Source organism: Thermoanaerobacter brockii subsp. finnii Ako-1, assembly GCF_000175295.2.
Lineage (GTDB): Bacteria > Bacillota > Thermoanaerobacteria > Thermoanaerobacterales > Thermoanaerobacteraceae > Thermoanaerobacter > Thermoanaerobacter pseudethanolicus.
On sequence record NC_014964.1, the window covers coordinates 1,669,905 to 1,694,822 of the forward strand.

Genomic DNA, 24,918 nt, shown 5'->3' on the forward strand with positions numbered 1-24,918 from the left:
TCAATATGCCCCCCATATTGAGCACAACTCCCCTTTTATTAACTTCACATAGAAGGGAGTGCTTTTATGAATAAAATAATGGTCAGTCTTAAAGATGTATCCTTTAATTATCACACTTTAGAAGGTGAAACACAAGCTTTAAAAAATATTTCTTTTGATGTGTACGAAGGAGAATTTGTGGGAATTATAGGCCCTTCTGGTTGTGGCAAATCTACTCTTCTTTCGATTATTTCCGGCCTTTTAAAACCTTCTAAAGGGAGTGTAGATGTAAACGGGAAAATAGGCTATATGCTTCAAAAAGACCACCTCTTTGAATGGCGAAATATATGGCAAAATGTGCTACTTGGACTTGAAATACAAAAAAGTCTAACAGAAGAATCTAAAAAATACGTAGAAGGTTTGCTTGTAAAATACGGTCTCGGCGAGTTTAAAAACCATTATCCTAATCAATTGTCAGGGGGAATGCGACAAAGAGCCGCTCTCATAAGGACATTGGCTTTAAAACCCGACATACTTTTACTAGATGAAGCCTTTTCTGCTTTAGACTACCAAACGAGACTTGCCATATCCGATGAAGTGTATAAAATTCTTAAATATGAACAAAAAACTGCGATCATAGTAACTCACGATATCTCAGAGGCAATTTCTATGTGTGACAGAATTGTAGTTCTATCAAATAGGCCCGCCTATGTAAAAAAGATTTATGACATTGTCTTAACCTGCGAAGACCAATCTCCCATAGGTCGTAGAAAAGCTCCTGAATTTAGAGAATATTTTAATTCTATTTGGAAGGAGTTGGATGTTCATGTATGAAGCAGCAACCCCTTATATTTCAAAAGAGCACAGAGAATTTTTAAAAAAAGTAAAAAGAAAAAATGTATTAATACGAGTCACTCAATTTGCATTATTAATCCTCTTTTTCGCTACATGGGAAATTGTCGCAATGTATAAAATTGTAGACCCTTTTTTGGTCAGCCAGCCCTCCAGAATGTTAAAAACTATAATAACTTTAAGCCAGAATGGTTCTCTTTTTATGCACATATGGGTTACTTTGAGTGAAACGATAATAGGTTTTACTCTTGGCACAATAATTGGCATGATAATCGCCATACTTCTGTGGTGGTCAGATTTTTTGTCAAAAGTAGCAGAACCTTATTTAGTAGTACTTAATAGCCTCCCTAAAATTGCATTAGGTCCTATATTTATCGTTTGGATGGGAAATGGAGAAGCTCCAATAATTACAATGGCTCTTGCTATTTCATTGATAGTAACTATAATCAGCTTGCAAACGGGTTTTAAAGAAGTTGACGAAGAAAAAATAAAACTTTTAAAGACTTTTGGTGCCACAAAAATGCAAATACTTACAAAATGTATTCTTCCCGCCAGTGTCCCAACGATTATTTCCGCCATAAAAATAAACATCGGACTTTCCTGGGTGGGAGTAATTACAGGAGAATTCTTAGTTTCTAAAGCAGGTTTGGGATATTTGATTGTCTACGGCGGTCAAATTTTTAAGTTGGATTTGGTAATGACAAGTGTCCTGATACTCTCAATACTTTCTGCGTTGATGTACATTTTTATAGTGTATCTTGAAAAAAAGCTGATAAGGTGGAGATAGAAAACAGTGTTTTTTGTCTTTTTATGTGCTAAAATATGTATTGTAGTACTATAAATGCGGGGTGAAAACTAATGAAAATTGCATTGGCACAAATAAATCCAGTTGTAGGAGATATAAAAGGAAACTTCGAAAAGATAGTAGAGTTTATAAATACAGCAAAATACCAAAAAGCTGACCTTGTGGTGTTCCCTGAACTAGCTACTGTAGGTTATCCTCCTAAAGACTTTTTGTTTATGCAAGATTTTTTAGAGGCCAATGAAAAATATATAAATGAAATAGTCTTGCCCAATACTAATCAAATTGGAGTAATACTCGGTACGGTAAGACAAGACACAGAGGGCAACCTTTATAATTCTGCTTTTTTTATTTATGAGGGTGAAATAGTCGAGATTTTTGATAAGACTTTACTTCCAAACTATGATGTATTTGATGAAAAAAGGTATTTTAAACCAGCACAATTAAGAAAGGTCGCTTCTTTTAAAGGGATAAAATTAGGAGTTAATATATGTGAAGACATATGGAAAGATTATGTTTTTGAACCAAATGTAGATTATTCTGTTGATGTTTTAGAAGAACAATTTAAGCTTAAACCTGATATTTTTATAAATATTTCAGCATCTCCTTACTACCTGGGTAAGGAAAATATGAGAGTAGAAATGATAGAGAAAAAAATAAAAAAGTACGCAATTCCTTTTGTTTACGTGAACCAAGTTGGTGCAAATGATGAATTGATATTTGACGGTGCTAGCTTTGTAGTAAATGAAGAAGGCAAAAGAGTGGTACAACTTAAAGCTTTTGAGGAAGATATTAAAGTTTTCGATATAGATGAACTGAAAAATCTTAGGAAACTGCCCGAAATAAAAGAAGATATATCATGGGTATACAATGCTCTTGTCCTTGGTGTAAGAGATTATTGTAAAAAATCAGGTTTTAAAAAGGCAGTAGTAGGCTTAAGCGGTGGAATAGATTCTGCAGTAGTTTGTGCCATTGCAGTAGAAGCTTTAGGAAAAGAAAATGTTCTTGCAGTATCAATGCCTTCAAGATATTCCTCTGAAGGAAGCAAAAGTGATGCAAGAATACTGGCTGATAATTTGGGAATTGAATTTAGAGTAATCCCAATAGAGCCTGTGTTCAAAAGTTATTTATCCGTTTTCAATGGGGATAACAACGTTATAGGTGACCTGGCAGAAGAAAACATACAGGCAAGAATAAGAGGTAATTATTTAATGTTTATATCAAATAGGGAAGGGCACATTGTTTTAACTACAGGAAATAAATCAGAATTGGCAATGGGATATTGCACTCTTTACGGAGATATGAGCGGAAGCCTTGCACCAATTGCAGATGTACCTAAGACAATGGTATACGATCTGGCGAGGTTTATAAACAGAGAAAGAGAAATAATTCCAATTTCTATAATTGAAAAAGCTCCTTCTGCAGAATTAAGACCTAATCAAAAAGATGAAGACTCATTGCCTCCTTACAAGATTTTGGATGAAATATTAAAAATGTATATAGAGGAAAACAGGTCAGCAAAAGAAATAATAGAAAAAGGATATGATGAAAGATTGGTAAAAGATGTTATAAATAAAGTCAACAGAGTAGAGTACAAAAGAAAACAAGCAGCACCTGGACTCAAAATCACCACCAAAGCCTTTGGAACAGGAAGGCGTATGCCAATTGTTCACAACTTTAAACTGTGATTTTTAAATAACTTGTGAGGAGGAGATATTTTGTCAAAACAATTAAAAAGCGACATTGTGCTTATCTTAGTAACTATGGTGTGGGGGTCTACATTTATAATAGTCAAAAACGCTATACAGACACTTCCTGTGTACAATTTTCTTTTTATACGCTTTTTATTGGCTTTTTTGCTTCTGGCAATAATATTCCATAAAAAGTTAAAAAACATTGACAATAAAACATTGGCTGCTGCTTCAATAATTGGCACAATGCTTTTTTTAGGTTATGCCTTCCAGACAATGGGGCTTAAATATACTACAGCATCTAAATCAGGGTTTATAACAGGGTTTAGTGTAGTATTAGTGCCAATTTTAGAAGCAGTGCTTCTTAAAAGAAAACCAACCAAGCCTGCAATTGTAGGAATTGTCCTCGCTTTTATGGGACTTATATTGCTTACTACAAACATTGATTTTACTGTTAATATAGGTGATTTTTTGACGCTTTTGTGTGCCTTTTCTTTTGGAATGCAGATTGTTTTAATAGCAAAATACGCCTCCACCTTGGATACATATTTACTCGCTACTATTCAAATAGGAATAGTTGCACTTTTAAGCGGCATTATAACTTTGTTATTTGAAAAGCCTTTGGTACCTACATCTGTCGATGTATGGTCAGCCATTGTAATAACCGGTGTTTTTGCTACGGCTTTTGCATATGTTGCTCAAAACACAATGCAAGCCTACACTACTGCCACTCATACAGCTTTGATATTTGCACTGGAGCCAGTTTTCGCTGCAATAGCTGCTTTTCTAATTGCAGGTGAAGTGATGTCTTTTAGAGCAATAATAGGCGGAATTTTTATGTTTGCAGGTATAGTGCTTTCCGAACTAAGCATACTTCTCAAAAATTGATAAGACTTGTGATACTCCCATTTTTTCTAACGCAGAAAATATTATAACCTCTTCTCTATTAATTTTAAAAATTTTACAAATATCTTCCACTGCTTTCCTACTCTCTGATTTATTTACTTTATCTGCTTTAGTCAGCACCACAGTGAAAGGTAAATTTTTATGCTTAAACCAATTTATCATTAAAAAGTCATCTTCAGTTGGGTTTCTTCTTATGTCTATTAAAAATAATCCATGGCGTAAATTTTGGGAGGTATTGAGAAAAGTTTCTATATTATGTGCCCATTGTTTTTTCATCTCTTTTGAGACTTTTGCATAACCATATCCAGGCAAATCTACTAAATAAAATTTGTTATTTATTAAATAAAAGTTTATACCTCGAGTTTTCCCTGGCCTAGAACTTGTCTTTGCGAGATTTTTTCTGTTTAATACAGTATTTATCAAAGTGGATTTGCCCACGTTTGACCTCCCGACAATTACTATTTGTGGAAGATTATCTTTAGGATACTGTTCCTCATTAAAAGCAGAACGGGCAAATTCTACAGTTTTAATTTTCATAAAAGCCCTCCTTAACCAGTGCAAAGTCAAGAACTTCGTCAATCTTTTCTACAAACTTGAATTCTAATTTTCGCTTTACACTTTGAGGAATTTCATCTAAATCCCTTTTGTTTTCTTGAGGAAGTATTACTTTTCCTATTCCTGCTCTATGGGCTGCTAAAACTTTTTCCTTTACTCCTCCAATTGGAAGGACTTTGCCCGTCAAAGTTATTTCTCCTGTCATTGCTACATCTTTTCTCACAGGAACTTTTTTAAGAGCAGACACCATTGCTGTCACCATTGTTATGCCAGCAGAAGGTCCATCTTTTGGAATTGCACCTTCAGGAACGTGTATATGTATATCGATATTTTTGTAAAAATCTTTATCTATATTCAGTTTCTCGGCATTCGCCCTTATATAGCTAAAACCAGCTTGTGCAGATTCTTTCATCACATCCCCTAATTGCCCTGTAAGATTGAGCTTGCCACTTCCTGGCATTATAGAAGCTTCTACAGTTAAAATTTCTCCTCCTACCCTTGTCCATGCAAGTCCAAAAACTATCCCTACTTCGTCTTTTTGATTTGCTTTATCAGGGCGGTAAATAGGCTTGCCTAAATAAGACTGTAGATTTCTTTTTCCCACTTTTACTACTTGTGCGTTTTCTTCAACTATCTTCTTTATAGCTTTCCTCACAATTTGAGATAAATTCTTTTCTAAGCCTCTTACTCCTGCTTCGCGAGTATATTCTGAAATTATTCCGTAAATAGCAGATTCTTGGATTATTATTTTGTTATCTGGCACCCCATGTTCTTTTAAAATCTTAGGTATTAAATAATCTTTTGCAATGTGAAGTTTTTCTTCTTCAGTATATCCAGAAACATATATAACTTCCATTCTATCTAAAAGAGGTGCCGGTATGGTATCTACCGTATTAGCCGTTGTTATAAACAATACCTTTGAAAGGTCAAAAGGTAAATCAAGATAATGGTCTCTAAAAGTGGAGTTTTGTTCTGGGTCAAGAACTTCAAGCATTGCAGAAGCAGGGTCTCCTCTAAAGTCTGAGCTCATTTTATCTATTTCATCCAGTAAAAACACAGGATTTTTTGAACCGGCTATTTTTATGGAATTTATAATACCTCCTGGTATAGCTCCGACGTAGGTACGCCTATGTCCCCTTATTTCTGCTTCATCTCTCACTCCACCAAGGGATAATCTGACAAATTTTCTGTTCATAGCCCGCGCTATAGACCTGCCTAATGAAGTCTTACCAACACCTGGAGGACCTACAAGGCATAAAATAGGACTTTTAATTTTGTTGTAAAAACTTCTAACTGCTAAAAACTCTATTATCCTCTCTTTTACTTTCTTTAAGCCGTAATGGTCCTCATCCAATATTTTTTGTGCCCTTTTTAAATCTAAAATATCTTCTGTTTCGTAATTCCATGGCAAATCCAAAATCCAATCCAAATAAGTTCGCACTACAGAAGCTTCTGCAGAACCAGGCGCCATTTTAGAAAGGCGTTTTAATTCCTCTTTCGCCTTTTTTCTAACCTCTTCGGGTAAATCTTTTTCATTTATTTTCTTTTCATACTCCTCAATCTCTTGGTCAATCTCATCTGTCTCTCCTAATTCAGCTTTTATAGCTTTCAACTGTTCTCTTAAATAATATTCCTTCTGTAATTTGTCAATTTGACTTCTAACTTTGGCATTTATCTCTCTTTCAATGTTTAGTATTTCTAATTCCTTCATTAAAAACCCTAAAAGAGTTTCTAACCTTTTATTTACATCAAAACACTCCAAGAGCTGCTGACTTTGATTTGTATTTAAAGATATGTGAGCCGCAATCATATCTGCAAGTCTTCCAGGCTCTTCTATGCTTATAACACTGTATAAACTATCTATAGGCAGTCTCGAAGTCATATTTACATATTCTTCAAAAGCAGAAATAACACTTCTCATTAAAGCTTCAAGCTCTGGTGTCTTTTCAATTTCTTTTTGCTCTTCTTTTTCTATAACTTCTACCTCAAAAAATTCATCATCTCTTGTCACTTGCTGAATTTCAGCACGACTTATCCCTTCTACCAAAACTCTTATAAGTTCTCCTGGCAGTTTTAACATTTGTTTGACTTTTGTAATAGTGCCAACTTTGTAGACGTCGTCAATAGAAGGGTCTTCTATCTCAGCTTCTTTTTGCGTTGTAACAAATATCAACTGATTTTTCATAAAAGCTTCTTCCAAAGCCCTAATTGACTTTTCTCTTCCTATATCAAAATGAAGCACCATGTATGGAAAAATAGTTAATCCTCTTAAAGGAATCATTGGCAATATATACTTTTTTTCTGTCATATCTTCACCCTCTTTTATGCAATATAATCCAAGCCCCCTTCCCATTCACTATTTTAGTATGTGAAGGAGAAGGGGGATTGATGTAAAAATTTTATTTTTTTACGAAACAGACTCCGTCTTTTTTATTTTCTTTTTGGCTTTTTGAGCATCTGAGTAAACCAATGTTGGCGGAGCCTTCTTTAGTACCGTCTCCTCTGTAATTATACACTTTTCTATGTTGTCACTGGATGGTATTTCGTACATCACATCCAACATAATTTCCTCTAAGATTGCCCTCAGTCCTCTTGCGCCGGTCTTTCTCTCCAAAGCCATATCTGCAATGAGCCCTAAAGCTTTCTTATCAAATTCAAGCTTTACACCATCTAATTCAAACAATTTTTCGTATTGTTTTGTCAGCGCATTTTTGGGCTCTGTCAAAATCCTTACTAAGTCATCCTTACTCAATGGGTCTAATGTAACTACTATTGGCACCCTTCCTATAAACTCGGGTATCATACCGAATTTAAGAAGGTCCTGTGGCATTATATGACTTAAAATTTCGCTTAAGTCTTTTTCTTTTCTGCTCTGTACTTCTGCGCCAAATCCTAAGCTCTTTTTCCCTATTCGGGATTCTATTATTTTTTCTATGCCTTCAAAAGCGCCACCACATATAAACAATATGTTAGTTGTGTCAATTTGTATAAACTCTTGATGAGGATGTTTTCTTCCACCTTGTGGCGGCACATTTGCAATGGTCCCTTCTAAAATTTTTAACAAAGCCTGTTGTACGCCTTCTCCTGAGACGTCACGAGTAATAGAGGGATTTTCTGACTTTCTCGCTATTTTATCTATTTCGTCAATGTAAATTATACCTTTTTCAGCTTTTTCTATGTCATAATCTGCTGCTTGTATGAGTTTTAAAAGTATATTCTCTACGTCTTCACCGACATATCCGGCCTCAGTTAGAGAAGTTGCATCAGCTATTGCAAAAGGAACATTTAGAAGTTTTGCCAGTGTCTGAGCCAATAAGGTTTTCCCAGAACCTGTGGGACCTAAAAGTAAAATATTGCTCTTTTGAAGTTCTACATCGTCTGGCTTTATCCTGCTGTTAATTCTCTTGTAGTGATTGTAAACAGCAACAGCTAAAGCTTTTTTAGCTTTTTCCTGTCCAATTACATATTGGTCAAGAAATTCTTTTATTTCCTTTGGCTTCGGAAGTTCTCCAATTCCCATATCCATATCTTCTTCAAATTCTTCATTTATGATTTCTTGGCAAAGTTCAATGCATTCATCACAAATATACACACCAGGCCCTGCAACTAGTCTCTTTACCTGGTCCTGTGTCTTTCCGCAAAAGGAACACTTTAGTTGTTTTTGATTATCATATTTGGCCATAATTTCACCTCTTTTGGGGCATCATCTTTTATTCCTGATGAGAACCTCGTCTATAATGCCATACGCTTTTGCATCCTCCGCGTCCATGAAAAAGTCCCTCTCAGTATCTGCCTTTATCTTTTCAATAGGCTGCCCCGTATTTTCTGCAAGTATTTTATCCAACTTATCTCTTAATTTTAAAATCCTTTCTGCATGAATCTTAATGTCAGTAGCTTGACCCTGCATGCCCCCTAAAGGCTGATGTATCATTATTTCGCTATTAGGAAGTGCAAATCTTTTTCCTTTCGCGCCTGCTGCCAGTAAAAATGCAGCCATGGATGCCGCCATTCCGACACATAGAGTCACTACATCTGGTTTTATATACTGCATAGTATCATAAATGGCAAAACCTGCTGTTATTGAACCTCCTGGACTATTTATATAAAGCCAGATGTCTTTATCAGGGTCTTCAGCTTCCAAGAACAAAAGCTGTGCAATAACTAAACTTGCCGTAGTATCATTTATTTCTTCTCCTAAAAAGACAATCCTGTCTTTTAGCAAACGTGAAAATATGTCGTAAGAACGTTCGCCTCTATTTGTCTGCTCTACAACAATAGGTACAAGACTCATAATAATCACTCCTCTTTACTTATTATTTTACACTTACTGAAAATAAAGTCAATCGTCTTATAATAAGCTATATCCTCTTTTATGCTGTTTATCTGGCTTTCAGTAAGACTTTTCTTGAATTCTTCCAAATTTATTCTGTAATTCGCTGCCATCTCTTTTAATTTATTTTCTAATTCTTCCTCTGTAACTTCAATATTTTCCACTTTGGCAATTTTGTCTATGACAAGTTGAGTTTTTACTCTATTTAAAGCTCCATCCCACATCTCTTTTCTTAAATTTTCTAAAGTCTTCCCTGTAATTGATAAATAGCTATTTAAATCTAAACCTTGATATCTCAAATTATAATCTAAATCCCTCAAAGAAATATCTATTTGCCTTTCCACCATAACATCTGGTATATCAACTTTTGCGTTTTCTACAACTTTCATTACTGCTTTCTCTTTCATTTCATTTTCTGCTTCTACCCTATTTTTTTCTTCTAATTTCTTCCTTATATCAGCTTTTAATTCATCTAACGTTTCAAATTCACTTACATCTTTTGCAAATTCATCGTCTAACTCTGGCAGTTCTTTTTTATTTAAAGCCTTAAGAGTGACTTTAAAAACAGCTGATTTGCCTCTTAATTCTTCTACTCTATAATCTTCAGGAAAAGTAATATTTACATCAAAAGTCTCATTTACATTGTGGCCTATTATTTGGTCCTCAAACCCGGGAATAAAAGTATTGCTACCTAATTCTAATTCATAATTTTCAGCTTTACCGCCTTCAAAAGGCTTACCATCAATAAATCCTTCAAAATCTATTACAGCAATATCTCCGCTCTCAGCCGGTCTTCCTTCTACAGGCACAATCCTCGCATTTTGCTGTCTTAATTTTTCTAATTCGTATTCTACATCCCCATCGTACACATTATACTCTATTTTTTCAATTTCTATGCCTTTATATTCACCTAATTCTACTTCAGGCATTACAGGTACTGTTGCCTCTAAAATCAAATCTTTCCCTTTCCCAATTTGTAAAATATTAATATCTGGGTAATCAACAGGTTCTAAATTAAACGTTTTAAGAGCTTCCTTATACGCCTCATCAAAAACATACTCTACAGCATCTTCATAAAGGACTCCTTCACCATAATATCTTTCTACAATTACTCTCGGAGCCTTTCCTCTTCTAAAGCCGGGTACATTAAATTTAGATGCATTCTTTTTAAAAGCAAAATTTAAACCCTCTTCAAATTTTTCACTCGGTATTGTAAGTTCAATCGTCGCAACACTTTTCTCTAATTTTTTAAGACTCACACCCATTAAGCAAATCCTCCTATTCTCTTTCTTTCGTATAAAGTCTTCTAAACTTATAATATTATAACATAAAAAAACGGTGAATCAAACTCAAGTTGTTGTAATTTTATGCAAAAAAAATAATGCTTACTGCATTATTTTTCTGTCAAATATATATTTTTCTTCCTTAAAATTTTTATTGGTGCGGGCAAAGGGACTTGAACCCCCACGTCGAAAGACACCAGATCCTAAGTCTGGCGCGTCTGCCAATTCCGCCATGCCCGCATATTAATATGGTGCACCATTAGGAACTCGAACCATAGAGTAAGAATCTGTGCAAAGTAATTTTATCAGAGATTTATTGCCATGTCAAGAGTGCTATTGCAAATGGATGTTTTTTAATAATACAGTTTTTGTATTAGTATATTTAATTGCTATAATCCAACTTCTTATATTTTCCTAAAACCAATACCACTACATATCCTATAACCGAGCCTATTGTACTGGAAAGCGAAAATGGAATGACAAACATAAAAGCCGCACCGGAACTTCCAAGTATATACTTAGCTATAGGATAAGAAAGCAAAGCCCCTATAATGCCTGTACCTATAACTTCTCCTATAGAGGCAAAATAAAATTTACGTGTAAATCTATAAAGATATCCAGCAATGAACGCACCAACCATTCCTCCTGGAAATGCCAAAAGCGATCCAACACCAAGGATGTTCCTCAAAAGTCCTATAATAAAAGCTACTTCTAACGCTCCCCAAGGGCCCAAAAAAACTGCTGAAATAACATTAATAGCATGTTGAACAGGTGTAACTTTGGCAGCACCTACACTAAACCATACATATTGAGAAGCAAAGGTGCCTATAGCAATAATAAGTGCCATAAAAACCATACGATGTATTTTATTCATACTCCACCTTCTTATCTTTTTCTATTATCTCCGGCGTGAGATTATATATCTCATCAAAAAATGTCACTTTAAAACTGCCGGGCCCTTTGACATTGCTGCTTTGAGCGGCTCTTTCACCTGCTATTCCAAAAGCTACAAAAGCTTCTACTGTAGCTGCAAAATAATCTTCACATACTCCGCAGAAGCTCGCTACTACAGAGGTAAGCATACAACCTGTGCCAGTAACAGTGCCCATCATAGGATGCCCATTTTTTACATACGCAATTCTTTTTCCATCAGTAATTATGTCAGTAACACCTGACACTGCTACTACAACGTTGTACGCGTTTGCTAAATCTTTTGCAGCTTCAGAAATATCATCTGCTCCGCTTTGAGATTCTACACCGCGTATCTTCCCACCTTTGCCTGCAAGTATTGAAATCTCAGCACTATTCCCTTTTATCACAGAAATTTTTACCTCTTCTAATATCTTTTTTGAGCTTTGTGTCCTAAGCTTCGTAGCTCCCGCTCCAACAGGGTCTAATATAACTGGTACTTTAAGTCTATTTGCAGCCTTTCCTGCCTTTATCATCGCTTCTACTTGTTCATTTGTAAGAGTGCCTATATTTAAAACTAAAGCATCTGCTGCACTTACCATTTCTTCTACTTCTTCCAAGGCATGTGCCATGACTGGCAATGCTCCTATAGCCAGTGTTATATTAGCACAATCATTGACAGTAACTATATTTGTAATATGGTGAACTAAAGGTTTTTTCTCTCTTAAAATTTTCAACAATTCTTTTTTCATTTCAAATCCTCCTATCATTTATCGCTTTTTTTATAACCTCCAAGAGTTTTCTTGTATTGTTTTCTATATCCCCATAAAATACAGCTGAAACTGAGGATATCCCATCTGCTCCTGACTTTAACATGACTTCATAAGCATTATCCTTCGTTATACCTCCTATTGCAACGACTGGAATAGTAACAGCCTCTTTTATTTTTTTTAACCCTTCTATTCCAATGGCTTCTGCCTCCGGCTTTGTTGGAGTCTTAAACACCGCACCTACCCCTAAATAATCCGCTCCATCCCTTTGTGCCTTTAAAGCTTCTTCCACTGTTCTCGCTGATACCCCTACTATTTTATCACGACCTATTATTTTTCTTACAATATCTGCCGGCAAATCCTCCTGTCCAACGTGAACTCCATCTGCATCTACTGCCAAAGCTATATCCACTCTGTCGTTAATAATGAGAGGGATTCTATTTCTTTTTGTCACTTCTTTAACTTTGAGAGCAATTTCATAAAATTCCCTACTTGATATATCTTTTTCTCTCAGTTGAATTACTGTTGCACCGCCTTTTATCGCTAGTTCTACTGCTTCAGCAATATCCATATTCTTTATGTAAGACCTATCCGTTATAGCATAAAGGGTTAAGTCCATATCTCACACCTTCCTTATTTCTATATTCCAAAAATGGTTAGTAGGACCTACTCCATGCCCTATGGCCAACGAATGTTTTATAGCCCCTGTAATGTATGCTTTCGCTCTTTTTATCGACTCAACTAAATCATGGCCTAAAGCAATATTGGCAGCTATAGCTGAGGAAAATGTGCAGCCTGTACCATGCGTGTTTTTAGTATCAATCCTCTCTGATGTAATTTCATAAAACTCTTTTCCATCGTAAAATACATCTAAAGCATCTCCTGTAAGATGTCCACCTTTTACAATTACTGTCTTTGCTCCATAATCTAAAATTTTTTTAGCCGCTTCCTTCATATCCGATACATTTTTAATTTCTTTTCCAATTAATTCTCCCGCTTCCATAAGATTTGGAGTAACTACAAGGCTTAAAGGAATCAATTCCTTTTTCAAAGCCTCCACTGCTTCCGGCTTTAATAAATAGCTTCCACTTTTTGAAATCATGACAGGGTCCAACACAATATTTTTTACATTGTAATCTTTTAACCCTTTTGCAATCATTTTAATTATGCTTTCATTAGATACCATACCTATCTTCACTGCATCTGGATATAAATCCTCAAAAATTGCCTTCATCTGCAAATACACCATATCGGGGCTTATATCCTCAATTCCCAAAACCCCCATGGTATTTTGCGCTGTTATTGAAGTAATGACACTCATGCCGTATACTCCATGGGCTGAAAAAGTCTTTAAATCTGCCTGTATACCTGCTCCTCCCCCAGAATCAGAACCGGCAATAGTAAGGGCTAATTTCATAAAAACACCTCCAAATAATAAAATAAGCCCACCTGTGAGGTGAGCATTTTTACAAATGTTTTAAAAAGCATGCTTCCCTACGCAGGCATTACCCTGACAGGTTCAAAGGGTCGGGAACGAATCCCCTCTCAGCCACTTTTTGGCTCCCCTAGCACTTGTCATATTTAGTTTTGCCTAAATTGTTTAAGTTAATTATACCATAAACGCAAAAGAATTAAAATAATTTTATGCATACATATTTCCATAGGGTCTTTTGCCTATCGGATGCAATTTGACAAAAGAATGATTCATAATCTTTTGAAAATCATAATCAAAATATTGACAAAAATTTTCAACATACTTTTGGATAAACGCGTAATCTTTGTCATCTATCTTTTCTTTAATAACTTCTTTTCCAAGTTTATAGTCTTCTACATCTCCTCTCAAATATATAACTCCTCCATGCATACCTGTACCACAATATTCTCCAACTATATTTTCATCATTTTTCAAGTTTAGCACAATCATACATCCACCTGCCATATATTCACCAAAGAAATCTCCTGCACTTCCTCCAATAACTATTACGGGAACTTTATCCTTGTATTCTTTCATGTGTATGCCAACTCTATAACCAACACTATCTTTTATATAGATAGATCCACCCCTCATTCCGTAACCAACGACATCACCTGCATGTCCATGTATAATAATATTCCCATCGTTCATTGTATTTCCTATTGCATCCTGTCCATTGCCAAAAACTTCTATTGTAAGGCCGTCCATAAAAGCCGCCATGTCATTCCCAGGTGTACCTTCGATATTTATTTTTGTAGTCCCAGATAAATTATCTCCTATATATCGCTGACCATTGACATTTTTCAAATTAATTATATCTTCACCTGAACGAACTAACTCTTTAATTATTTCATTAAGGTCTCTGTAATAAATTCCTGACGCATTTATGGTTTTCATCGTACCACCTCCAGGTCAAGCATTTTTGCCTTTCTTAATTCTTTTGGCAAATATATAAATCCAAAATCATCATTTAAAAGATATTTCTTAAATGGAGTTATATCCGTTTCATTTTTTATAAATCCAGTAAATAATCCAGCCCTATCAATATCATTAATTAATATAAATCCTACTAATCTATTTTCTTTTACCACAAATTTTTTATAAGACCTTCTGTTATGATCAATTTTAGAGATAATCTCAAATTCCTCCTGCTGTGGATTTGTTATACCAGCTGTTATCATATTTGTATTTTTATAACCTATTGAGTTCATAGGAAAAATCCCTTTAAAACTTTTATTTATACCAATCATGTTGTACCCTGCAATTTCCCCTTGCATGTATGCATTTGGCCATATTGGCACAACCCTATTTGACTCAACAAGCATATCATACCCTTCGGCTACATCTCCTGCTGCATACACATCTTCAACGCTTGTTTTCATAGTATTATCTACTAAAATACCACGGTTTATAGAAATTGATGTGTTTTTTACAACATCAACGTTTGGCACAACGCCTATCGCGATAATAAGATTGTCGGCTTCTAATTCCTGCCCATTTTTGAGCAAAACCCCTTTAACATATTCATCTCCTATGATTTTATCCACTGTTGTTCCCGTAATTATTTTTATGCCGTCATTCTGAAGACTTTGAGATACCAAAGATGCTCCTTCTGTATCAAGAATTGTACTTAAAATTCTATCGGCAAGTTCAACTATTGTTACATCTACCCCTAAATGGTGAAGACCTTCTGCTGCTTTGAAACCGATGAGACCACCACCTACAATTACAGCTTTTGAACCCGGCTTGGCAGCTTCCTTTAATTTTTTAGCATCGTCCATTTTAATAAAAGTATGAACATTTTTTTTGTTTAATCCTTCTACTGGAGGTATTATAGGTTTCCCGCCCGTTGCAATGAGAAGTTTGTCAAAACTTATGCTATCCCCGTTTTCAAGATACACTTCTTTTTTTCTTTCATCAATAGAAACAACTTTAATACCAAATATAGTTTCTACTTTATTTTTGCGATAAAAATCTTTCTCTCTATATATCATTTTGTTCTCAGACACTAAATTCCCAAGATAATAAGATATAAGGGGCCTTGAATACACGTGATATGTTTCATCCGAAATAACAACTATTTCAGAACTTGTATCATATTTTCTTATTGCCTCTACTGCACCTACCATCGCAACAGAATTACCAATTATTACTATTCTCATGCAGAAATGCCTCCTTCACTATAGACAAGTGCCTCATTAGGACAATTCTTGACACAAGCCGGCTCTCCCGCTTCAGCACATAAGTCACATTTTGATGCAACCTTATTATTTACATCTCTTATAATTGCACCAAACTCACACACAAGCACGCAAGTCCAGCATCCAACACATTTATCTGTATCACAAATTACAACACCAGTTGACGGATCCTTTTGCATCGCTCCTGTAATACATGATTTAACACATGGAGCGTCATTGCAATGCCGACACTGGAGTGAAAAAGATACGGGTTTATTTTCTTCTATGACAATTCGTGGTGTCGGCCTCTGGGTTTGCAACTTAAATGCTTTTAAAACATCTTTATACTTTGAATGAGATGTAATACAGTATACTTCACATAATCTACATCCAACACACACTTCTTCTTTCACATAAACCTTTTTCACAAATATACCTCCTATTCGCCGGCAGCAAGAATGCCAAGTATATCAAGTTCCTTTTGTGTCATCCCTATGCCACGAAGCATTAACCTATTGCCTTTCAGACTTTCAATATCATTTATACCCATTCCACCAAGCATCTCTTTTATTTCATGACTCCATGCTTGAACAAGGTTAACAAGACGTTTATATCCGATTTCTGGGTTTAATCTTTTAACAAGGTTAGGATCTTGAGTAGCAATTCCCCAATTGCATTTACCAGTATGGCATTTTTGGCACATATGACATCCCAAAGCAATCAAAGCAGCTGTTGCAATGTAAACAGCATCTGCACCAAGAGCTATTGCTTTGACTATGTCTGCACTGTTTCTAATACTACCCGCTGCCACTAAAGATATTGTATGTCTTATACCTTCAGAACGGAGTCTTGCATCTACAGCAGCTATTGCAAATTCAATTGGAATTCCTACGTTATCCCTTATTCTCTTTGGAGCAGCCCCTGTACCGCCTCTAAATCCGTCTATTGCTATATAATCTGCTCCAGCTCTTGCTATTCCCGAAGCTATTGCCGCCACATTATTGACTGCTGCAATTTTAACACCAACAGGTTTTTGATAATCGGTAGCTTCCTTCAATGAATATATTAATTGCGCAAGGTCTTCAATTGAATAAATATCATGATGTGGTGCAGGAGATATAGCATCACTTCCAGGTGGTATCATCCTTGTTGCCGAGATATCCTCACTAACCTTTTCACCGGGTAAATGACCACCTATCCCAGGCTTTGCACCTTGACCAATTTTTATTTCAATAGCCGCTGCAGTATTGAGGTATTCTCTATCAACACCAAAACGACCTGATGCGACCTGTACAATTGTATTTTTGCCATATTTGCGAAAGTCCTTATGAAGTCCCCCTTCACCAGTATTATATAGTATCCCAAGCTCTTCAGCAGCTCTTGCCAAAGCTGCGTGAGCATTATAACTTATTGAACCATAAGACATTGCTGAAAACATTATTGGTGTCTCAAGTTTGAGTTGTGGAGGCATTTTTGTTTTAACATTAAGGTTTTCGTCTATTTCTATCTTGTCAGGCTTCCTACCTATATATACCCTTAATTCCATAGGTTCTCTTAGTGGGTCTATAGAGGGGTTTGTAACTTGGCTTGCATTTATAACCATTTTATCCCAATATACAGGATAAGGCCTATCATTTCCCATGGATGACAGAAGAACTCCACCTGTTTCTGCCTGTCTGTATATATCTCTTATAGCATCGTAAGTCCAATTGGCATGTTCTTTAAATGTTTGAGGATGTTTAATAACTGTAAGAGCTTGTGTTGGACACAATACGACACATCTTTGACAATTTACGCAATTCATATCATTTGAAATCATTTTATCTAGATGTTCATCATAACTGTGAACTTCAAATGAACACTGTCTCATACAAACCTTACAGTTAATGCATTTATCGTAATCTCTGAGTACTTTAAATTCTGGAGTAAGGTAGCTTAAACTCATGCAGTAACCTCCTTTGTAGAATACATTTCTTTTTCGTTGTCACGTATGAGCTCAGCTATAACAGGTTCTCCACCTCTAGGAATCCATACGCTTTCAGGATTTTTGCATACTTGCCTTATTGCTGACTCTTCGCTGGCTACATATATCATATCGCCTTTTTTTGCAGCAGTAAGTGGCCTTAGTTTAATCCTATCGTTTATTGCCACAAAGCCATCTTCATATGCTATTATCATTGAAAATGGACCATTTAGGAGTGCTCTCCCATAAATTATTTTCAGGTTAGTGTATAAAATTTTTTCTTTTGGTGACATCCTTTCAACCTGCTTCCACAAAGGCGATGCAACTACTTTGCATGCAAGTTCTATTGGTAAACCATGTCTTCTTAATAGAAGATCGAAAATGTATGCCGCAACTTCTGTATCAGTTTGCAAGGTGCAAATATATCCAAATTCTTCTAAATATTTACGATTAGTATCGTACGAAGAAAGCTCGCCATTGTGAACAACAGAGATATTTAATAGATTAAAAGGATGTGCACCACCCCACCATCCTGGCGTATTCGTTGGAAATCTCCCATGGGCCAACCACATATATCCTTTATAAGATTCCAATTTATAAAAATTTGCAACATCTTCTGGGTAACCTACCGCTTTAAATACTCCCATATTTTTCCCGCTAGAAAAAACATATGCGCCTGGTATGTTACTGTTTATATTAAATACAAATTTAATTGTAAATTCATTTTCATCCAGTTCTGACAATTTCAATTTCTCTGGCTTTGGTATGGCAAAATATCTGTAAATTAATGGTGCATTTTTAATATGCGCTGTTTTTCGTGTTGGTATTTTTTCTTCTAAAGCCACTATATAATTTGCTTTTAAAATATTCTCTGTTTCCTGTTTAGCTATCAAATCATCATAAAACACATGAAATGCAAAATAATCTTTAAAATCAGGATAAATGCCATATGCAGCAAAACCACCTCCAAGACCATTTGATCTATCATGCATTGTCGCGATGGAATCTGTTATAGATTGCCCCGAAAATAGACGACCAGTGCGATCAATTATGCCACTTATAGCACATCCCGAAGGTATTCTTACATAACCTTCCTTCAACATTTTATAACCCCCTTAAAAAATTTTTATATGCAATATTTTTTTTGAAAGTTGCATCAAGCGAAAATGTTTACTGTTTAAAATTGTCCTCAAATTGTGGTAAAATGCTTATCAATCCTAAATTACAAGTGTTATGTTTAATTATAATATATTTTATTAATTTTGCAATACGTTAATATGAAAAATTCATAAATTATTTTTAGGTTAATTCTTCAATTAAATGTAGTGGGCAAAAAAAACAGTTAGATACTTTAACATCATAGGTAACTTATATGTAGAATGACAACACCCCCACTTTCTACGCATAAAAAGTGGGGGTGCTTTTTTATATCTGCAATGCTCTTTCTATTGTTCTCGTTCTTCTCCCTAAACATCCAAAAGTCGGCAAAAATTCGCCCAAAAACGGGAAAAAACTTCCTGATTCTTTTCCCACAGCCTTTTTGTCTCCTCTTTAAGTTGAGCCACTGCTCCTGGTCCAGCAAACTCTATAAGTTCTTCTTGATAAATCTCAGTCCAATAACTAACGATTATAGGTGTAACTTCTGGGTGAAATTGTAAAGCCCAGGCACAATCCTGATAAGCAAAAGCCTGGTTAGTACAAGTATCACCTTCTGCAAGGAGAACAGCCCCTTCAGGCAGTTCAAAAGTATCTCCATGCCATTGAAAAGCCCAAAACTCTTCTGGCAAATCCCGGAAAAGAAAGGCCTTTTCCCCTGCTTCTGTCAAATGTATTTTATACCACCCAACTTCTTTTACCGGGTTAGGTTTAACTGTTGCTCCCAACGCCCTGGCAATAAGCTGCCCTCCCAAACATATTCCTAATACTGGTATTCGTCTTTCTATCGCATCGCGTATAAGTTCTTGTACTTGATAAAGATATGGGTACTTTTCTTCTTCGTATGCTCCCATTGGACCTCCCAATATTATCACAGCATTATAGTCAGCCACCGTTTTAGGTAAAATAGCTCCAGGTTGATTCATTACGCGAATATCTAACTTCCATCCTTTCTTCGAAAAAATTTCAGCTATAAGACCTGGTCCTTCCTGACTTACATGTTGGATAATTAAAACTTGCATTATCTCATCTCCTTTGCTAAACAATAGGATCAAGATTTTTACAAAGCTCAGAAATTGTAGATTTTGAAAATTCAGTATCACAGAGTTCATAAGTGATTTCTTCAGCTTTTCGTGTAGATACTTCGTTAACCACCATCTTCATTAATGCCAATAAAAGAGCCTGTTTCTTTTAGACATTTTTAGAAGGGTGCAAGAGGCAAGACAGACTATCTTTCATTTGGGGGTGTTTTGGATGCCTGCTATTGCCAAATTGTAAGTATGGCTCCCCCAAACTTTAAATTGCGCTTTCACCTTTTTCGCCAGTTCTGATTCTGACGGCATCTTCAACATTGTATATAAATATCTTACCATCGCCTATTTTACCTGAGCGGGCAACTTTGATGATTGTATCCACAATCCTATCAACCTCAGAATCCTTCACAATCAGCTCAAGCTTTATCTTAGGTAAAAGGTTGATATTAATCGCAACACCCCTGTAATATTCTGTCTTCCCCTTTTGAAGACCGCAGCCCATTACTTGTGAGACTGTCATGCCCTTTATCCCAAGTTGATTTAAAGTATCCTTTACCTCTTCAAGCTTTTCAGGTCTGATAATACACTCAATCTTTTTCATTGACCTTCACCCTTTTCAAATAAAATTTATCACAAAACCACCAAACTTAGTTTACTACCTCAGACTTCGTTACAAAGTCACCATAAGCTGTCGCACCATGTTCTGTAACATCCAGACCTTCTACCTCTTCCTCTTCGGAAACTCGCAAACCGACTGTGAGTTTGATTATCGCAAAGAGAATAAACGCTGTCACAGTAGTCCATACAAATGTTGAAGCAACCCCGGCAAGTTGGACTAAAAATTGCTTTATCCCACCACCATAGAACAGTCCTCCTTCTGTTGCAAAAAGCCCAACCATCAATGTCCCAAACGCACCGCAAACACCATGTACAGAGATTGCACCAACAGGATCGTCTATCTTGAGCTTTTTATCAATAAACTCAACAGAAACAACTACTAAAATTCCTGCCAGTCCCCCTATTATTGCAGCACCCCATGTGCTCACCGACGCACACCCTGCTGTAATTGCAACAAGCCCAGCCAAAGCTCCGTTTAGTGTCATGCTAACATCAGGCTTTTTGTACTTTAGCCATGTGTATATCATTGCTAAGTTTGCACCCATCGCAGCTGCCAAGTTGGTATTGACAGCAATATCGCCGATTTTGCCATTCATACCTGATAGTGTTGAGCCTGGGTTGAATCCAAACCAACCAAACCACAATATAAATGTACCCAGCGCTGCCAAGGTTATGCTATGTCCTGGAATCGCGTTGACCTTACCGTCTTTGGTATATTTTCCTATTCTTGGCCCAAGCATTGCTGCACCAATCAGCGCCGCCCAACCACCAACAGAGTGAACAACAGTAGAGCCTGCAAAGTCGATAAATCCTAATTTGCTCAACCATCCTCCTCCCCATGCCCAGTGTCCTACAACTGGATAGATAATGAGTGAAATTACAGCACTGTAAATACAGTATGCTATAAATTTTGTTCTTTCAGCCATAGCACCAGATACAATTGTTGCGGCTGTTGCTGCAAATACTGTCTGGAAAATTAAAAAGGACATCAAAGGAATTGAAAGCTCTAAATGTTCAAATGAATCACTGAAGAAAAACCCTGATGTACCAATAAAGCCACCTGCATCTTTTCCGAACATTATTGCAAATCCTATCAACCAGAACATAACTGAACCAATTGCAAAGTCCATTAGGTTTTTCATAACAATGTTGCTTGCATTCTTTGCTCTTGTAAAGCCAGCTTCAACCATTGCAAAACCTGCTTGCATGAAGAATACCAGGAAAGCTGTTACAAGTACCCAAACATTGTCAATAGCTGTTGCAACTTTTTCTGGTGTAATTTGGTCTGCTGCTTTTGCAGTACAGATTCCACCTGTTATTACAAAAATGAGAATCATAAAGCTTAAAAATACTTTCTTTACCTTATTCATTTTTAAAAACCTCCTCATAATTGAATTAAGTTTTAAGAAGACTTATAAATCATTAAGTACACCTACTTGCACCCCTCTTTTCAAATTTGAATTGATTTGATGTGATAAAACGATCTACATGTTTTAAAAAGGTTTTTTAGGGGATAATATTTGTTATAGTTTGACAGAAATTTAAGGGTTAATGATTAAAAAAGGCAAAGACAACCTTTTTCTAAAGGCGCCTTTGCCTTTTTTTCTATTTACTTGTTTACTTTAAATTACAATTGCTTTTTTTCGATTTGTCATTTGTACTTTAAAATACTAATAATCACTATAAAAAGTTAAATGTTAAATAACATGTCGGCATATGTCGGTAATGGCCACAATTCTGCATCTACAATGGTTTCGAGTTTATCGCCGATTTCTCTTAAAATGCCCATTTTTGCAAATACTACATCTCTGTAATAGCAAGCCTTGCTATAAGAATCACCATTCATATTTGAAGCTTCATTAACTGCATTTTCAAGTTCAGAGATGTTTTTCTTAAATTCACTCATTAGTGTAGAAACTTCTTCTAATAATTCAGTTTGTGCACTTATATCAGCATTTAGACCTGTTGCTTTTACAGAATTTATTGATTCTGCAATTTTTGTAGCAAAAGTTATTACAGCTGGGAGTATTTGTCGTTTTGCTATGTCTAACATTGTTAAAGCTTCAATATTAATTGTTTTTATATAATTTTCAAGAGAAATCTCATATCGTGATTCAAGTTCAACTTTGCTTAAAACACCGTGTTTTTCCATGACTTTGATATTCTTCTCTTTAATTAAAGCAGGAATAGCTTCAACTGTTGATCGAATATTTGGAAGTCCTCTTTTTTCTGCCTCTTTTACCCATTCTTCTGAATAACCATTCCCATTAAATATAATTCTTTTGTGCTTCTTTACAATTTCCTTAAGCAACAGTTGCACTTCTTCATCAAAATTTGTGGCCTTTTCCAACCTATCCGCAATCTGAGATAGACTTTCAGCAACAATGGTGTTTAATATAAAATTAGCAGTTGCAATTGATGAAGAAGAACCAACCATTCTAAATTCAAATTTATTTCCTGTAAATGCGAATGGAGATGTTCTGTTTCTATCTGTAGAATCCTTTGGTAGTGCAGGAAGAGTTGATACACCTACTTTTAGTACTCCTCCTTGTTTTGAAGTTGTTGCACCACCATTTTCGATTTGTTCAAGAATATCCGTAAGCTGTTCACCAAGGAAGACTGATACAATTGCGGGCGGTGCTTCATTAGCGCCGAGACGATGGTCATTTCCTGGTGTTGCAGCGGCTACTCTGACCAAGTCAGCGTATTCATCGATAGCTTTAATTACGGCACATAGGAATACTAAAAATTGTGCATTTTCGTGGGGTGTATGTCCCGGATCTAAGAGATTTTGACCATCGTCAGTGCTCATTGACCAGTTAATGTGTTTACCGGAACCATTGACTCCTGCAAAAGGTTTTTCGTGCAAAAGGCATACAAGTCCATGTCTTAAAGCAATTTTTTTCATTAGCTCCATTGTTAATTGATTATGATCTGATGCAATATTAGCTGTATTGTATACTGTAGCGAGTTCATGCTGAGCAGGAGCAACTTCATTATGCTTAGTTTTAGCAGGAATTCCTAATTTCCACAATTCTTCATCTAAATCTTTCATAAATGCTGATATTCTTTCTTTGATAGAAGCAAAATAATGATCTTCCATTTCTTGACCTTTTGGTGATTTAGCACCAAATAGAGTTCTTCCTGTAAGTATAAGATCTTTACGCTTATCATACATCTTTTTGTCAATTAAGAAATATTCCTGTTCAGGTCCTACGGTTGTAATAACCTTTTTTGCTGTAGTATTACCAAATAATCTTAATACTCGAAGAGCTTGTTTTGATAAAGCTTCCATAGAACGCAGTAAAGGTATTTTTAAATCTAGCGCTTCGCCTGTATATGAGCAGAAAACGGTGGGGATATATAGCGTATCATCTTTTATAAAAGCGGGCGATGTACAATCCCATGCTGTATATCCTCTTGCTTCAAAGGTAGCCCTTAAACCACCTGATGGAAATGAAGAAGCATCAGGTTCGCCTTTAATTAATTCTTTTCCTGAAAATTCAGTTATTACCCTACCATCTTGAGTAGGAGAAATGAAAGAATCCCGCTTTTCAGCAGTAATTCCAGTCAATGGCTGGAACCAATGCGTAAAATGAGTTGCTCCTTTCTCAATTGCCCAATCTTTCATTGCATTTGCTACAACTTCAGCAACTGCTGGTTCTAATGGAATTCCCTCATCGATTGTTTTTCTTAAAGCTTTGTAAGTCGCCTTGGGAAGGCGTTCTCTCATGACTGAATCGTTAAAAACATTTGAACCAAAAATGTCGCTTAAAGTACTCTGTGCCATATAAATCTCCTTCCTGTTTTATATTAATGTAATAAAACAATGATTAGGTAAAGTATAAAAGTAAAAATATTAAAAATAAAACAAAGGCGTCATCTCTACAATACAAGATGAAACGCCTTTGTTTCATTCACAAACTATTAAATTTTCATTCATATATAATTAATAATTCTCATGTTGATTTTATAATAGCATATTTTTATTTTGATTTCAAGTACTTTTTTATTTGTCTGGTGCGCCATCAGGGACTCGAACCCCGGACCCGCTGATTAAGAGTCAGCTGCTCTACCAACTGAGCTAATGGCGCACGTAGAACCGTTGTTATATATTTGGCTTTTTCTTCTCTGGTGCGCCCTGTAGGATTTGAACCCACGACCTCCAGGTTCGAAGCCTGTCACTCTATCCAACTGAGCTAAGGGCGCATACATAATTAAAATGGAGCGGACAACGAGACTCGAACTCGCGACCCTCACCTTGGCAAGGTGATGCTCTACCAACTGAGCTATGTCCGCATCTATATGGTGCGGGAGAAGGGACTTGAACCCATATGCCACTTTAGGCACTAGAACCTGAATCCTTCACTACACTCGCTATTTAATTATAAATATTTTTATCTTTTTTGTCAATAGG

At 35.9% G+C, this 24,918-nt stretch carries 22 protein-coding genes, 4 tRNA genes, 1 pseudogene and 1 riboswitch; of the genes and pseudogenes, 4 read left to right on the top strand and 23 right to left on the bottom strand.

All coding sequences use genetic code 11. The features are described from left to right. Positions 1-66 precede the first annotated feature (66 nt). The 4 genes from THEBR_RS08330 (at position 67) to THEBR_RS08345 (ending at position 4,212) form a co-directional block, all read left to right on the top strand. A complete protein-coding gene (locus tag THEBR_RS08330; protein WP_003868363.1) occupies positions 67-813 on the top strand; it encodes an ABC transporter ATP-binding protein in 747 nt (248 codons plus the stop codon). Continuing rightward, entirely contained in the window at positions 806-1,618 is an 813-nt protein-coding gene (locus tag THEBR_RS08335; protein ID WP_003868364.1) for an ABC transporter permease, read from the top strand. The genes THEBR_RS08330 and THEBR_RS08335 overlap by 8 nt, the downstream gene beginning before the upstream one ends. A gap of 71 nt (positions 1,619-1,689) precedes the next feature. Then, positions 1,690-3,321: an NAD+ synthase gene (locus tag THEBR_RS08340; RefSeq protein ID WP_009052702.1), complete on the top strand. Its 1,632-nt coding sequence runs from the start codon at positions 1,690-1,692 to the stop codon at positions 3,319-3,321. Between the two features lie 30 nt (positions 3,322-3,351). Continuing rightward, entirely contained in the window at positions 3,352-4,212 is an 861-nt protein-coding gene (locus THEBR_RS08345) for a DMT family transporter (protein ID WP_009052703.1), read from the top strand. Here the strand turns inward: THEBR_RS08345 and yihA are convergent. The 23 genes and pseudogenes from yihA to THEBR_RS08455 form a co-directional block, all read right to left on the bottom strand. Continuing rightward, on the bottom strand, positions 4,189-4,767 hold the full coding sequence (yihA, locus tag THEBR_RS08350) for a ribosome biogenesis GTP-binding protein YihA/YsxC (protein WP_003868369.1): 579 nt from the start codon (positions 4,765-4,767) through the stop codon (positions 4,189-4,191). The genes THEBR_RS08345 and yihA overlap by 24 nt on opposite strands. Then, entirely contained in the window at positions 4,757-7,093 is a 2,337-nt protein-coding gene (lon, locus tag THEBR_RS08355; RefSeq protein WP_012269538.1) for an endopeptidase La, read from the bottom strand. Before lon ends, yihA begins: the two co-directional genes overlap by 11 nt. Positions 7,094-7,192: 99 nt before the next feature. Then, on the bottom strand, positions 7,193-8,467 hold the full coding sequence (gene clpX, locus THEBR_RS08360; protein ID WP_003870584.1) for an ATP-dependent Clp protease ATP-binding subunit ClpX: 1,275 nt from the start codon (positions 8,465-8,467) through the stop codon (positions 7,193-7,195). A gap of 21 nt (positions 8,468-8,488) precedes the next feature. Beyond that, entirely contained in the window at positions 8,489-9,076 is a 588-nt protein-coding gene (clpP, locus tag THEBR_RS08365) for an ATP-dependent Clp endopeptidase proteolytic subunit ClpP (protein WP_003868372.1), read from the bottom strand. A 5-nt stretch (positions 9,077-9,081) separates the two neighbouring features. After that, positions 9,082-10,380, bottom strand: coding sequence for a trigger factor (gene tig, locus THEBR_RS08370; protein ID WP_009052705.1), 1,299 nt, complete (start codon positions 10,378-10,380; stop codon positions 9,082-9,084). Between the two features lie 173 nt (positions 10,381-10,553). Next, positions 10,554-10,638, bottom strand: a tRNA-Leu gene (locus THEBR_RS08375). Between the two features lie 142 nt (positions 10,639-10,780). Then, positions 10,781-11,272: an energy coupling factor transporter S component ThiW gene (gene thiW, locus THEBR_RS08380; protein ID WP_012269539.1), complete on the bottom strand. Its 492-nt coding sequence runs from the start codon at positions 11,270-11,272 to the stop codon at positions 10,781-10,783. Next, positions 11,265-12,059 carry a hydroxyethylthiazole kinase gene (gene thiM, locus THEBR_RS08385; RefSeq protein WP_003870579.1) on the bottom strand — a complete coding sequence of 265 codons (795 nt, stop codon included), beginning with the start codon at positions 12,057-12,059 and terminating at the stop codon, positions 11,265-11,267. Before thiM ends, thiW begins: the two co-directional genes overlap by 8 nt. 1 nt (position 12,060) lies before the next feature. Beyond that, entirely contained in the window at positions 12,061-12,696 is a 636-nt protein-coding gene (gene thiE, locus THEBR_RS08390) for a thiamine phosphate synthase (RefSeq protein ID WP_012269540.1), read from the bottom strand. A 3-nt stretch (positions 12,697-12,699) separates the two neighbouring features. Next, a complete protein-coding gene (thiD, locus tag THEBR_RS08395; protein ID WP_012269541.1) occupies positions 12,700-13,494 on the bottom strand; it encodes a bifunctional hydroxymethylpyrimidine kinase/phosphomethylpyrimidine kinase in 795 nt (264 codons plus the stop codon). 57 nt (positions 13,495-13,551) lie between these two features. Then, a riboswitch (TPP riboswitch) is annotated at positions 13,552-13,654 on the bottom strand. 65 nt (positions 13,655-13,719) lie between these two features. Beyond that, positions 13,720-14,448 (bottom strand): GltB/FmdC/FwdC-like GXGXG domain-containing protein, encoded by a 729-nt coding sequence (locus THEBR_RS08400; protein ID WP_003870575.1) that lies wholly within the window; start codon positions 14,446-14,448, stop codon positions 13,720-13,722. Then, positions 14,445-15,713 (bottom strand): NAD(P)/FAD-dependent oxidoreductase, encoded by a 1,269-nt coding sequence (locus THEBR_RS08405; protein ID WP_012269542.1) that lies wholly within the window; start codon positions 15,711-15,713, stop codon positions 14,445-14,447. Before THEBR_RS08405 ends, THEBR_RS08400 begins: the two co-directional genes overlap by 4 nt. Beyond that, the gene (locus THEBR_RS08410) at positions 15,710-16,159 is read right to left on the bottom strand and encodes a 4Fe-4S dicluster domain-containing protein (RefSeq protein WP_012269543.1); all 450 of its coding nucleotides are present in this window, start codon (positions 16,157-16,159) and stop codon (positions 15,710-15,712) included. Before THEBR_RS08410 ends, THEBR_RS08405 begins: the two co-directional genes overlap by 4 nt. 11 nt (positions 16,160-16,170) lie before the next feature. Next, positions 16,171-17,676: a glutamate synthase-related protein gene (locus tag THEBR_RS08415; RefSeq protein ID WP_012269544.1), complete on the bottom strand. Its 1,506-nt coding sequence runs from the start codon at positions 17,674-17,676 to the stop codon at positions 16,171-16,173. Further along, entirely contained in the window at positions 17,673-18,797 is a 1,125-nt protein-coding gene (locus THEBR_RS08420; RefSeq protein ID WP_009053034.1) for a class II glutamine amidotransferase, read from the bottom strand. The genes THEBR_RS08415 and THEBR_RS08420 overlap by 4 nt, the downstream gene beginning before the upstream one ends. Before the next feature lie 363 nt (positions 18,798-19,160). Beyond that, positions 19,161-19,871, bottom strand: a complete 711-nt coding sequence (locus THEBR_RS08425; protein ID WP_009053035.1) for a type 1 glutamine amidotransferase — start codon at positions 19,869-19,871, stop codon at positions 19,161-19,163. Between the two features lie 19 nt (positions 19,872-19,890). Further along, positions 19,891-20,037 (bottom strand): annotated as a pseudogene (locus THEBR_RS12125) (transposase); the annotation flags it as partial. A gap of 108 nt (positions 20,038-20,145) precedes the next feature. Beyond that, positions 20,146-20,484: a P-II family nitrogen regulator gene (locus THEBR_RS08430; RefSeq protein WP_009053036.1), complete on the bottom strand. Its 339-nt coding sequence runs from the start codon at positions 20,482-20,484 to the stop codon at positions 20,146-20,148. 46 nt (positions 20,485-20,530) lie between these two features. Then, the gene (locus THEBR_RS08435; RefSeq protein WP_012269545.1) at positions 20,531-21,871 is read right to left on the bottom strand and encodes an ammonium transporter; all 1,341 of its coding nucleotides are present in this window, start codon (positions 21,869-21,871) and stop codon (positions 20,531-20,533) included. Between the two features lie 320 nt (positions 21,872-22,191). Further along, positions 22,192-24,291, bottom strand: coding sequence for a glutamine synthetase III family protein (locus THEBR_RS08440; RefSeq protein ID WP_012269546.1), 2,100 nt, complete (start codon positions 24,289-24,291; stop codon positions 22,192-22,194). Positions 24,292-24,519: 228 nt separating this feature from the next. Continuing rightward, a tRNA-Lys gene (locus tag THEBR_RS08445) sits at positions 24,520-24,595 on the bottom strand. Between the two features lie 38 nt (positions 24,596-24,633). Beyond that, positions 24,634-24,710 (bottom strand) — tRNA-Arg (locus THEBR_RS08450). A gap of 14 nt (positions 24,711-24,724) precedes the next feature. Next, positions 24,725-24,800, bottom strand: a tRNA-Gly gene (locus THEBR_RS08455). Positions 24,801-24,918 lie beyond the last annotated feature (118 nt).

Excerpts from the sequence above, each read along its gene's own strand:
- THEBR_RS08330 (WP_003868363.1), top strand. The coding sequence starts at position 67 with ATGAATAAAATAATGGTCAGTCTTAAAGATGTATCCTTTAATTATCAC.
- THEBR_RS08335 (WP_003868364.1), top strand. The coding sequence starts at position 806 with ATGTATGAAGCAGCAACCCCTTATATTTCAAAAGAGCACAGAGAATTT.
- THEBR_RS08340 (WP_009052702.1), top strand. The coding sequence starts at position 1,690 with ATGAAAATTGCATTGGCACAAATAAATCCAGTTGTAGGAGATATAAAA.
- yihA (WP_003868369.1), bottom strand. The coding sequence starts at position 4,767 with ATGAAAATTAAAACTGTAGAATTTGCCCGTTCTGCTTTTAATGAGGAA.
- lon (WP_012269538.1), bottom strand. The coding sequence starts at position 7,093 with ATGACAGAAAAAAAGTATATATTGCCAATGATTCCTTTAAGAGGATTA.
- clpX (WP_003870584.1), bottom strand. The coding sequence starts at position 8,467 with ATGGCCAAATATGATAATCAAAAACAACTAAAGTGTTCCTTTTGCGGA.
- clpP (WP_003868372.1), bottom strand. The coding sequence starts at position 9,076 with ATGAGTCTTGTACCTATTGTTGTAGAGCAGACAAATAGAGGCGAACGT.
- tig (WP_009052705.1), bottom strand. The coding sequence starts at position 10,380 with ATGGGTGTGAGTCTTAAAAAATTAGAGAAAAGTGTTGCGACGATTGAA.
- thiW (WP_012269539.1), bottom strand. The coding sequence starts at position 11,272 with ATGAATAAAATACATCGTATGGTTTTTATGGCACTTATTATTGCTATA.
- thiM (WP_003870579.1), bottom strand. The coding sequence starts at position 12,059 with ATGAAAAAAGAATTGTTGAAAATTTTAAGAGAGAAAAAACCTTTAGTT.
- thiE (WP_012269540.1), bottom strand. The coding sequence starts at position 12,696 with ATGGACTTAACCCTTTATGCTATAACGGATAGGTCTTACATAAAGAAT.
- thiD (WP_012269541.1), bottom strand. The coding sequence starts at position 13,494 with ATGAAATTAGCCCTTACTATTGCCGGTTCTGATTCTGGGGGAGGAGCA.
- THEBR_RS08400 (WP_003870575.1), bottom strand. The coding sequence starts at position 14,448 with ATGAAAACCATAAATGCGTCAGGAATTTATTACAGAGACCTTAATGAA.
- THEBR_RS08405 (WP_012269542.1), bottom strand. The coding sequence starts at position 15,713 with ATGAGAATAGTAATAATTGGTAATTCTGTTGCGATGGTAGGTGCAGTA.
- THEBR_RS08415 (WP_012269544.1), bottom strand. The coding sequence starts at position 17,676 with ATGAGTTTAAGCTACCTTACTCCAGAATTTAAAGTACTCAGAGATTAC.
- THEBR_RS08420 (WP_009053034.1), bottom strand. The coding sequence starts at position 18,797 with ATGTTGAAGGAAGGTTATGTAAGAATACCTTCGGGATGTGCTATAAGT.
- THEBR_RS08425 (WP_009053035.1), bottom strand. The coding sequence starts at position 19,871 with ATGCAAGTTTTAATTATCCAACATGTAAGTCAGGAAGGACCAGGTCTT.
- THEBR_RS08430 (WP_009053036.1), bottom strand. The coding sequence starts at position 20,484 with ATGAAAAAGATTGAGTGTATTATCAGACCTGAAAAGCTTGAAGAGGTA.
- THEBR_RS08435 (WP_012269545.1), bottom strand. The coding sequence starts at position 21,871 with ATGAATAAGGTAAAGAAAGTATTTTTAAGCTTTATGATTCTCATTTTT.
- THEBR_RS08440 (WP_012269546.1), bottom strand. The coding sequence starts at position 24,291 with ATGGCACAGAGTACTTTAAGCGACATTTTTGGTTCAAATGTTTTTAAC.